This is a genomic window from Achromobacter sp. LC458 (assembly GCF_001005835.2).
Classification (GTDB): domain Bacteria; phylum Pseudomonadota; class Gammaproteobacteria; order Burkholderiales; family Burkholderiaceae_B; genus Achromobacter; species Achromobacter spanius_B.
The window spans coordinates 42,281-52,969 of record NZ_LBHW02000042.1 but is presented as its reverse complement, the minus strand read 5'-3'; the positions used below and the strand labels follow the sequence as shown (position 1 = coordinate 52,969).

The following is a 10,689-nucleotide window of genomic DNA, read 5'->3' as shown; positions in this document are numbered from 1 at the left end:
TCTTGAACGAACTGAATGTCCGGGTCGCCGCCACGCTCGTTGACGAAAGTGCGGAAGCGCTTGAGCTTTTCCGGGCTGCTGACGGTGTTGGCCCATTCGCATTCATAGCGGTCCACCACCAACTGCATTTGCGCTTCCAGCTCGGCGCCCAGGCCCAGGCTGTCGTTCAGCACCACGTCCTTCAGATAGTCCAGCCCCCCTTCCAGCGACTCGCGCCAGACGGATGTGCGTTGCAGCTTGTCGGCGGTGCGGATGTAGAACATCAGCACGCGGTCGATCATGCGGATCAGCGTGGCGTCATCCAGGTCGGTGGCGAACAGTTCGGCGTGGCGTGGGCGCATGCCGCCGTTGCCGCACACGTACAGGTTCCAGCCGTTTTCGGTGGCGATGACGCCGATGTCCTTGCTTTGCGCCTCGGCGCATTCACGGGTGCAGCCGGACACCGCGAACTTCAGCTTGTGCGGCGACCGCAGGCCCTTGTAGCGGTGTTCGATGTCCAGCGCCATGCGCACGCTGTCCTGCACGCCGTAGCGGCACCACGTGCTGCCCACGCAGGACTTCACCGTGCGGGTGGACTTGCCGTAGGCATGGCCGGTTTCAAAGCCGGCGGCGATCAGCTCGCTCCAGATGTCGGGCAGTTCGTGCAGCTGCGCGCCGAACAGGTCGATGCGCTGGCCGCCCGTGATCTTGGTGTACAGCTTGTATTTCTTGGCGACGGCGCCGATGGCGATCAGGCCGTCGGGCGTGATCTCGCCGGCCGGTATGCGCGGCACCACCGAATAGGTGCCGTTCTTTTGCATGTTCGCCATGAAGGTGTCGTTGGTGTCTTGCAGCGGCACCAGGCGCGGTTCCTGAATGGGGCGGTTCCAGCACGACGCCAGAATCGACCCCACGGCGGGCTTGCAGATGTCGCACCCGACGTGGCCCTTGCCATGGCTGGCCAACAGTTCTTCAAACGTTTCGATGCCGCCGACGCGCACGATGGCGTAGAGCTCCTGGCGGGTATAGGCAAAGTGTTCGCACAGGCTTTTGTCGACGGCGACGCCGCGACTGGCCAGTTCGTGTTCCACCACCTGCTTGAGCAGCGCGGCGCAACCGCCGCAGCCCGAGGCCGCCTTGGTGCAGCTTTTTACGCCGGCCAGGTCGGTGCAGCCGCCGTCGATGGCGGCGCTGACGGCGCCTTTGCTGACGTTGTGACAGGAGCAGATCGTGGCGGTGGCGGGCAACGCATCGACGCCCAGCGCGGGCGCGGCGCTGCTGGCGGGCAGGATCAGGCTGGCGGGGTCGGCAGGCGGCGCGATGCCGTTCTGCGCGTATTGCAGCAAGGTGTCGTAGTAGCGGTTGTCGCCCACCAGCACCGCGCCCAACACGCGCTTGCCGTCTGCCGACACGACCAGGCGGCGATAGCTGGCGCCGGCTTCGTCGATGTAGCGGTAGCTGCGCGCGCCGGGCGTCGTGCCATGGGCGTCGCCGATGGAACCGACGTCCACGCCCAGCAGCTTGAGCTTGGTGGACATGTCGGCGCCGGTAAAGGGCTGTTCCGGCACGCCGCACAGCTCGGCGGCGGCGATGCGCGCCATCTGGTAGCCCGGCGCCACCAGGCCGAACACGCTGCCGTTCCAGGCAGCGCATTCGCCAATGGCGTAGATGTTTTCATCGCTGCTGCGGCAATGGTCGTCGATGGCCACGCCGCCGCGTTCGGCCAGCGCCAGCCCGGCGCGGCGTGCCAGCGACACCTGCGGGCGGATGCCGGCCGAAAACACAATCAGATCGGTTTCCAGCGGTGCGCCTTCCGCAAAGCGCATGCGATAGCGGTACTGCGTGCCGGGCTTGATGTCTTGTGTGGCGCGCGACAGGTGCACGCCCACGCCCAGCGCCTCGATGCGCGCCTTGAGCGCGGCGCCGCCTTCCTCGTCCAACTGCACCGGCATCAGGCGCGGCGCGAATTCCACCACGTGCGCTTCCAGGTTCAGCGACTTCAAGGCGTTGGCCGCCTCCAGCCCCAGCAGGCCGCCGCCCACCACGACGCCACGGCGCGCGCCTTGGGCGGCGGCGCGGATCAGGTCCAGGTCGTCGATGCTGCGATACACCAGGCGCGACGCGCCCTCGGCGCCGGCGATGGGCGGCACGAACGGGTAAGAGCCCGTGGCCAGCACCAGCTTGTCGTAGCCGACGCGGCCGTTGGCCGTGACCACTTCGCGCGCCTGGCGGTCGATGTCCAGCACCGGTTCGCCAAGATGCAGGGTCAGGCCGTCGCGGTCATAAAAGGCGGCCTCGCTCATCGACATCGATTCGGCGTCGCGGCCATTCAGGTATTCGGACAGATGCACGCGGTCGTAAGCGCGGCGCGTTTCCTCGCCATAGACGTGGATGCGATAGCGCTCCAGCGCGCCGCGTGCAATCAACTGTTCGACGCAATGGTGGCCCACCATGCCGTTGCCGATGACAACCAAGGTCTGCAAGGAGGCGGGAGTGGCCGTTGCTTTCATGAATTTCCCCAGGCTTGTGGTTTGGGTTTCAAAAGACAAAAAGCGCCCTGGACCTGTCGGTCGGGGCGCCTTTGCCGGTACTGCTTAAATTGTGCCGCGGGCCTGTTGGGGCCTGCATGAACACTTAAGCAAAGACCATGCCAGGTTGGAAAAGGACGGCCGCGCGGGGCGGGATTGCGCGCGGCGTCATAGGGAAAAGGGCGGAAAGCGTGGGGACATCAGGCGACACACGCGGCCTCCAGGCGGGCCGCGCGGTGCGTCAAAGCGGTGCAAGTTGTTGTGCGCCGCGCACTGCTTTGGCGCGGCGCGGCAGGGTTGCCGTCAGGGGTGGGCGCCTTTGCCCGCGCGGAACGCGCCGCGTCGTACCCGCAGGCTGCTACGGACGGTGGTCTTGCTGCCCCTGACCGACTTCGATCGGCGTGACTTGGTCCCCTTGGAGCGGTCGCTGCGTGCCTTGGCGCGAGCGCGTGCCGTGCACGCCGCGGCCAGCGCCAGCAGTTTGTCTTCGTCCAGTTGTTCGGCGTCCACCAGTTGTTCGTCCGCGCCTTTCAAGGCGATCAGCAGTTCGTCCAGCTTCAGGTGCAGCGCCCGGCCGTCCTTGTTCTGACTTTGCTGAATCAAGAACACCATCAGGAACGTGACGATGGTGGTGCCGGTGTTGATGACCAGCTGCCAGGTTTCCGAATAACCGAAGAAGGGGCCGGTGACGGCCCACACGATCACGGCGCACAAGGCAGAGCCGAACGCGATGGGCGAGCCCGCCCAATGCGTGACGCGCGCGGCAAAATGGTCGAAGAATTTTGTGAAGGCATTCGACTTCGGCACGGGTTGCGGCTGCTTGCCTTGCTTGTCGGCCGGCGTGTCGCCCGGCTTGTCGTTTTGCTTATCGCCCGGCTTGTCGCCGTGCTGTTGCGCCGTCTTCTTCGCTTCCACATCGTTCTTCATGAGCATCACCTGCTAATCCTCATCGTCTGATTGCATTGCATCTACAAAGCTACCGTCCCGGCTACTTGGGCCGCGGGTCGTGCAGCCCCGCATCGGGCGCGGTCAATTCACCGGCGCGCAGGCGCGGCAGGCAGTTCGCCACGGCGCGCGCAACGTTGCGCACCTCTTCCTGCACCGCCGTGTCCAGGTCCAGGTCGGCGTGGCTGGTGGCGTAGGGCTTGTAGTAGCCGATGTACCGCTCCAGCCGGGCCATCGACCCGGCATCAATCAGGCCCATCCAGTCCAGCCAATCGCTCAGCGCGCGCCGTTGGCCCTCGATACCGGCCACGTCGCCGTGCACCACTAGGCCGTAAGCCCGGCCCGCCAGGTGTTTCGGATAGGGCCAGCCGTCCAGTTCAATGGCCTTGGCCTTGGCCGCGTCCTTGCCGGACGTGGTGGTCGGGTCCGGGTTGCCGCCGTCGGCGCACACCAGCCGGTCGATCATCAGCTTGAGCGGGCTGGGCGACTGATACCAATAGGTGGGCGCCAGCAGGATCACGCCGTGCGCCGCCACCCACTGCTCGTAGATGTCGTTCATGGCGTCGTTGTCCTGGCCTAGCGAATGGTTGGGATAGCAGCTGCACGGCCAGTGGCAAAGCGGCATGGCGGTGGACACGCAGCCTTTGCACGGATGGATCTGATATTGGTATTCGGACGTGAGCCGGCTTAAGTCCAGCAGGTCGGCCTGGACGTGGGCGGCTTCCAGCTCGGCGCACACGATCTGCGCCAGACGCCACGTTTTGGATACCTCGCCCGGACAGGTGCCGTCGTTGCGCGATGCGCCCACCACGACCAGCACGCGCGACGGCGTATCCGGGCGGCGCTGCTTCTGTGCGGCTTGCGCCAGGCGGTCGTGGGCGTCTTTCCATTCCACCGACAAGTCGTAGTCGGGATCGGCGTAGGCCGCGCCGGCCTTGACGGTGATGGGCGCTTTGCGGCCGCCCTGGTAGGCGTCCCACGCAATGGCTTCCAGCCGGTCCAGCGCGGCTTGTTCGGCCTGGAAGACGGGGTCATAGAAGCGGCGCATGAAGCGCAGCCTGAAGGTGTCGCGCGAAAGTGGTCCGGAATATTGGCCGGTGCGCACATCGGGCTTGGGTGCGGTCATGAAGCTCTGCCTGCGAACAGTGACGCATCGCAAGCAGCAAGCCGCGTGCCCGTCAGTTGCCGCCCGTCATCACCACCATGATCTCGGCTGGCCGGGCGCTGCGCGTTAAATAGATGTGCCCCACGCCGCTGTCGAAATAGGCCGTCTCGTGCTTGACCAGCACCAGCGATTCCCCGTTTTCAAAGCGAATTTCGATTTCGCCTTCCAGCACCACCAGGAATTCCTGGCCGGCGTGGCGCATGTAGTCATCGAATTCCGACGCGTCGCGCGCCAGGATGCGGCCGTACATGGGCGTCATGCTGCGCTGGGGATACTGGCCGGCTAACAGTTTGTAGTCGTAGGCGCCGGTCATGTAGCCGGGCGATTCGGCCAGGGTGCAGCGCAGGGCGGCCGGGGCAGGGCGGCCGCTTTCCGCGGGGGTGACGGAGCCGAACAGGTGGGCAATATCAACGTCAAGCGCACGCGCCACGGCGGCGAACTTGGCGTAGCTGATCGACACCTGGCCCAGTTCCATCTTCGATAGCGTGGACAGCGCCACGCCGGTCAAGGCCGACAGTTCCTTTAATGTCATTGAGCGCGCCCGGCGCAGGCCCCGCAATCGGACGCCCAGGCTGGTCCGGTCGGCCAGGATGTTGCTGGCGGGCGAGGCGGCGGGGGGCGTAGAGGCGGGCGGTCGGATGATGGGCATGTCGGTGCTTTCCCTAGGCGTCAGGGGCAAGCGCTAGGCTGGCCGGTTTTTTTCGTTGACGGATATTTTGTCATATCCGAGAATTCTCAAATCCGAGAAATATCTGGCTCGTACGTTCACACGTACGTTGGGACTGCAAGTGGAACACGCATCGAAAGCGCAGCAATTTGACGTGGTGATTGTAGGCGCGGGCATTGCTGGCGCGTCGTTGGCGTATCGCCTGACCGCCGAAAAACCGGGACAGACGCGGGTCATCTTGCTGGAACGCGAGTCGCAGCCTGGCTACCACTCCACCGGCCGCTCGGCCGCGATGTTCATGGAAACCTATGGCACGGCGCAGATCCAGGCGCTGACGCGCGCCAGCCGCGCTTTCTATGAGAACCCGCCGGCCGGTTTCACCGAACACCCTTTGCTGCAGGAACGCGGGTGCCTGTATATCGCCAGTGCCGAGCAGCGCGACCAGCTGATGCAAGGCTATGAGGCGGCGACGGCACAGGCGGGCAACGTCCAATTGCTGGACGCCGCCCAGGCCATGGCACGCGTGCCGTGTATCCGCCCCGAAGCGGTGGCGGGCGGCGCCTTGTTTGAAGCAGACGCGCGCGACCTGGACGTGCATGCGTTGCACCAGGGCTTTCTGGCGGCAGCGCGGCGGCAGGGGGCGGTCGTGCATTGCAATGCCGAGGTGGAATCCGGCCAATTGTCGGACGACGGCGTGTGGACGTTGCGGTTGACGGACGGCGCCACACTGCACGCAGGCGTGGTGGTCAACGCGGCGGGCGCGTGGGCCGACGACCTGGCCGGGCGCTGCGGCGTGGCGCCCGTGGGCTTGCAGCCCTGCCGGCGCAGCGCCTTCATTTTTGCGCCGCCGGACGGCGTGGATTGCAGCGCCTGGCCTGCCGTGGTCGGCATCGACGAAAGCTTCTACTTCAAGCCGGACGCGGGTCAGTTGCTGGGCTCGCCCGCCAACGCGGACCCGGTTGCCCCGCACGATGTGGTGGCCGAAGAACTGGACGTGGCCACCGGCATCTATCACATCGAATCCGCCACCACGCTGACCATCCGGCGGCCGTCCCACGTGTGGGCCGGGCTGCGTTCGTTCGTGCCGGACGGCGACATGGTGGTGGGCTATGACGTGGCCCAGCCCGGGTTTTTCTGGCTGGCGGCGCAAGGCGGCTACGGCATTCAATCGGCGGCAGGCGTGTCGGCGATGGCGGCGGCGTTGCTGGCCCAACAGCCGCTGCCAACGTGGCTGGTGGACGAGGGCGTTGCGCCGTCCCTGATGGCACCGGGCCGGCTGCGCTAGCGTGGACGGCCGGCGGCCGGGGTGCGGCCGGGAGTTGCGGCGGGAGTTGCGGCGGGACTTGCGGCGGGACTTGCGGCGGGACTTGCGGCCGGCGTTGGCTGGGCAGCTACTTTGCTGCCGACTACCCGAACGCGGCCCTGACTGCCGTGAAGGCCGCCGCGACCAGAGGATCGGCGCGGCGGGTGGCTTGCGTGATAAACGACAGTTCCGCCTGGATAGCCAGCCCGGGCAGCAACAGCAGCCCGTTCGCCTGGGACTCACGCAGCGCGATGGAATCGCGCACCAGCGACAGCCCCACGCCCGACCGCACCAAGTCCAGCATCGAGGCTTCCTGATCCACCTGCGCCACCGCGTTCGGCGTGACGCCCAGCGCATCGAACCGGGCGGCCAGCAGCCGATGGTGCACGGAATCCGGCGGCGTCCAGATCCATGGCAGCGCGGCAATGTCCTGCCATCCACGCCCGGCCACCTGCGCGCCCCATCCCTTGGGCGCCACCACGTAGTACGTGAACGTGGCCAGCGGCAACACGTCCAGCAGCGGTGGGCCGCCCGTGGCCCCGGCCGGACCCAGGAAGAACCCCACATCCAGCTCGCCCGCCCGCACCTGGCGGCCGACCGACCCGGACATGCCGTGGCGCAGCGTGGGGCGGATTTTCGGATAGTGCTCCATCAGGTGTTGCAGCGTGGCCCCCAGCCGCAGGAACTCCGGGTCCAGGATCGTGCCCATGCGCAGTTCGCCCTGCACGGTGTCGCGCAAGGCGCTGATGGCGCGCTGGAAGTCTTCCATGGCGTCCAGCACGCGCAGCGCGGCGGGCAGCAGCGCGCGTCCGTCGGCATTGGGCGCCAAGCCCTGGGCGCTGCGTGCAAACAGCGTCAGGTCCAGCGAATCCTGAAAGTTCTTCAGTTGCAGGCTTAACGCCGGTTGCGTCAGGTGCAGGTGTTCGGCCGCGCGGGTCAGGTTGCCTTCGCGCGCCACGGCGGCAAAGGTGCGTAGATGCTTGAGGTCCATGGCGCCGTCCGAAATGGGGTGAGCATTATTAAAGATGCTTATAAACGGATTTTCAACATTTCATTGGACAGCGGCGGCCTGCTGCGCCAGAGTCACGCCAGATGCCCGGCGTGCGTGGCAACGCCGAAGCCGGGTCGGCTCAATGTGGCGGCAGGTGTAAACCCCGCCAAGCAGATAAGAAGAGCTTATGGAGACATACGACTTCGTCATCGTGGGCGCGGGCTCGGCCGGCTGCGTGCTGGCCAACCGGCTCAGCCAGGACCCCGGTATCCGGGTGCTGCTGCTGGAGGCAGGCGGCCGCGACAACTACCACTGGATCCATATCCCGGTGGGCTATCTGTATTGCATCGGCAACCCGCGCACCGACTGGATGTACCGCACCGTGAAAGAACCGGGGCTGGGCGGCCGCTCCCTGATCTACCCGCGCGGCCGGGTGCTGGGCGGGTGTTCGTCCATCAACGGCATGATCTACATGCGCGGCCAGCGTGAAGACTATGAAGACTGGGCCGCGCTGTCGGGCGACCCGGCCTGGGGCTGGGACCAGGTGCTGCCGGTGTTCAAGCGCAGCGAAGACCACCACCGGGGCGCCAACGAATTTCACGGCGCCGGGGGCGAATGGCGGGTCGAGGCGCAGCGCTTGCGGTGGGACATCCTGGAAGCCTTTGCGCAAGCGGCCGAACAGGAAGGCATCCCTCGCGTGCAGGACTTCAACCGGGGCGACAACTTCGGCAGCGGCTATTTTGAAGTGAACCAGCGCAGCGGCTGGCGCTGGAATACGGCCAAGGCGTTTTTGCGCCCGATTCGAAAGCGGCCCAACCTGCATGTGATGACGGGGGCGCAGGCCGAGCAGCTGGTGTTTGAAGGCAAGCGCTGCGTGGGCGTGCAGGTGCGCGTTCAAAGCCAGGGGCAGGGCAAAGGGCAGGGCAAGGGCGAGCCGCGCCTTGTCACCGTGCGCGTGCGACGCGAGGTGGTGATGGCGGCTGGCGCGGTCAACACGCCGCATCTGCTTGAACAGTCTGGCATCGGCGAACCCGCGCGCTTGCGCGAAAGCGGCATCGCGCTGCGCCATGCCTTGCCGGGCGTGGGCGAAAACCTGCAAGACCATCTGCAATTGCGCGTGATCCTGAAGGTCAATGGCGTCAAGACGCTGAACCGGATCGCGGGATCTTGGTTGGGCAAGGCGGGCATCGGGCTGGAATACCTGCTGCGCCGTAGCGGCCCGATGAGCATGGCGCCGTCGCAGCTGGGGGCCTTTGCCAAGTCCGACCCGGGCCAGGCGCGCGCGAATGTAGAGTTTCATGTGCAGCCCTTGTCGCTGGGCGCGTTTGGCGAACCGCTGCACGCCTTCGACGCCTTCACGGCCAGCGTGTGCAACCTGCGGCCGACGTCGCGCGGCAGCGTGCATGCGCAGGGCGCGGCGGGCACGCCCGCTGGTGCGGCGCCGGTCATTGCCGCCAATTACCTCAGCACCGAGGCCGACATCCAGGTGGCGGCCGATTCCATCCGATTGGTCCGCCGCATTGCCGCCGCGCCGGCGTTGCAACGCTATCGCCCAGAGGAATGGTTGCCGGGGCCGGACTACCAGACGGACGCGCAACTGCGCGAGGCCGCCGGCAAAATCGGCACCACGATCTTTCACCCGGTGGGCACGTGCGCGATGGGCAAGAGCGTGGACAGCGGCGCGGTGGTGGATGCGCGCCTGCGCGTGTTCGGGCTGGAGGGGTTGCGCATCGCCGACGCGTCGGTGATGCCGCTTATCACGTCGGGCAACACCAATTCGCCCACCATCATGATCGCGGAGCGCGCCGCCGACATGATCCGCGAGGACGCCGACATGCGGCGTTAGGTGGGCGAATGGCGCCGCGTCAGCGCAGCGAGCGGTACACGTCCTGGCGCTGCGGGTGCGTCAGGATGACTTGCCACAGCTGTCCTTCGCGTGACCGGAAGAACCCGGCGCAACACATCAAATAGTATTTCCACATGCGGTAGAAGCGCGTGCCGTAACGCGCTTGCAGCGACGGCCAGGCGCGTTCAAAGCGGTCCCACCAGGCCATCAGCGTGCGGTCGTAGTCGGTGCCGAAGTTATGCCAGTCTTCGATGATGAAGCGGTGTTCGACGGCGCCGGCGATTTCGCGCGCGGACGGCAGCTTGCCGTTCGGGAACACATAGCGGTCGATCCACGGGTCGGTGCTTTGGCTGGTGGCCGCGATGCCGATGGTGTGCAGCAGAAAGATGCCGTCCGGCGACATCAAACGCTGCACGTTGCTGAAGTACGTGTCGTAGTTCTTCGGCCCCACATGTTCGAACATGCCCACCGACACGACCTTGTCGAAGTTGCCTTGCAGGTCGCGGTAGTCTTGCAGCAGCAGTTGCACCGGCAGGCCCTTGACGCGATCCTGCGCCAGCGCCAGCTGCTCTTTCGATACCGTCACGCCGGTGACCGACACGCCGTAGTTTTCAGCCGCGAACTTGGCCAGCCCGCCCCAGCCGCAGCCGATATCCAGCAGCGTTTCACCGGGCTTGAGTTGCAGCTTGCGGCAGATCATGTCCAGCTTGGCCAACTGCGCTTCTTCCAGCGTCTGGGCGTTTTCCCAGTAGGCGCAGGAATAGATCATGCGACTGTCCAGCATGGCTTCGAACACGTCGTTGCCGGCGTCGTAATGCTGTTCGCCCACTTCAAAGGCGCGATGCTTCGATTGCAGGTTGAACAGCTTGTGCCGCAGGTGTTCGGCAATCAGCTTGATGCGCGCGACCCCTAGCGCGGCCGAGCCCATGTCGGCGCGCAGCAGTCGGGTGAACAGCTCGTCGAGCCGTTCGCAGTCCCATTCGCCGTCCATATAGGATTCGCCCAGCCCCAGCGACCAGCTGGCGAAGACGCGTTCGTACATATGTTTGTCATGTACCTGGATGTCCCACGGGCGCGTGCCGTTGATCTGCACGTCGGCGCGAGACAACACGTCTTGAAGCACTTTTGGCGGTTCGGGGGGCGGGGGGCTGACGTCGGGTGAAGAATGGTCGGCGGTCAGCGGAGAGACAGGACTGCTTTGCTGCATACGGACTCCATATCAATTTTGGGATGACTGATCTGGCAATGCCTGAAGCTCATAACTC

At 65.9% G+C, this 10,689-nt stretch carries 8 protein-coding genes; 2 read left to right on the top strand and 6 right to left on the bottom strand.

Features of this window, described 5'->3' with window-relative positions; translation table 11 throughout:
- The 4 genes from nirB to YH64_RS25295 form a co-directional block, all read right to left on the bottom strand.
- Positions 1-2,489: nitrite reductase large subunit NirB (gene nirB, locus YH64_RS25310; protein ID WP_143215531.1), on the bottom strand; the 2,489-nt coding region annotated here is incomplete at its 3' end.
- A gap of 321 nt (positions 2,490-2,810) precedes the next feature.
- The gene (locus YH64_RS25305; protein WP_082134623.1) at positions 2,811-3,434 is read right to left on the bottom strand and encodes a low affinity iron permease family protein; all 624 of its coding nucleotides are present in this window, start codon (positions 3,432-3,434) and stop codon (positions 2,811-2,813) included.
- 61 nt (positions 3,435-3,495) lie between these two features.
- Entirely contained in the window at positions 3,496-4,578 is a 1,083-nt protein-coding gene (locus tag YH64_RS25300) for a flavodoxin family protein (protein WP_046806953.1), read from the bottom strand.
- Positions 4,579-4,630: 52 nt separating this feature from the next.
- Complete coding sequence (locus YH64_RS25295; RefSeq protein ID WP_046806952.1) at positions 4,631-5,266, bottom strand: helix-turn-helix domain-containing protein; 636 nt, start codon at positions 5,264-5,266, stop codon at positions 4,631-4,633.
- Between the two features lie 139 nt (positions 5,267-5,405).
- Here YH64_RS25295 and YH64_RS25290 point away from each other — a divergent pair, with 139 nt between their 5' ends.
- Complete coding sequence (locus tag YH64_RS25290) at positions 5,406-6,569, top strand: FAD-binding oxidoreductase (protein ID WP_046806961.1); 1,164 nt, start codon at positions 5,406-5,408, stop codon at positions 6,567-6,569.
- 121 nt (positions 6,570-6,690) lie between these two features.
- Here the strand turns inward: YH64_RS25290 and YH64_RS25285 are convergent, their stop codons facing one another.
- Positions 6,691-7,578: a LysR family transcriptional regulator gene (locus YH64_RS25285; RefSeq protein WP_046806951.1), complete on the bottom strand. Its 888-nt coding sequence runs from the start codon at positions 7,576-7,578 to the stop codon at positions 6,691-6,693.
- 187 nt (positions 7,579-7,765) lie between these two features.
- Between YH64_RS25285 and YH64_RS25280 the strand changes: the two genes are divergently transcribed.
- The gene (locus tag YH64_RS25280) at positions 7,766-9,424 is read left to right on the top strand and encodes a GMC family oxidoreductase (protein ID WP_046806950.1); all 1,659 of its coding nucleotides are present in this window, start codon (positions 7,766-7,768) and stop codon (positions 9,422-9,424) included.
- Between the two features lie 19 nt (positions 9,425-9,443).
- On the opposite strand, the gene cfa is transcribed toward YH64_RS25280, so the two are convergent.
- Entirely contained in the window at positions 9,444-10,631 is a 1,188-nt protein-coding gene (cfa, locus tag YH64_RS25275) for a cyclopropane fatty acyl phospholipid synthase (protein ID WP_104145080.1), read from the bottom strand.
- Positions 10,632-10,689 lie beyond the last annotated feature (58 nt).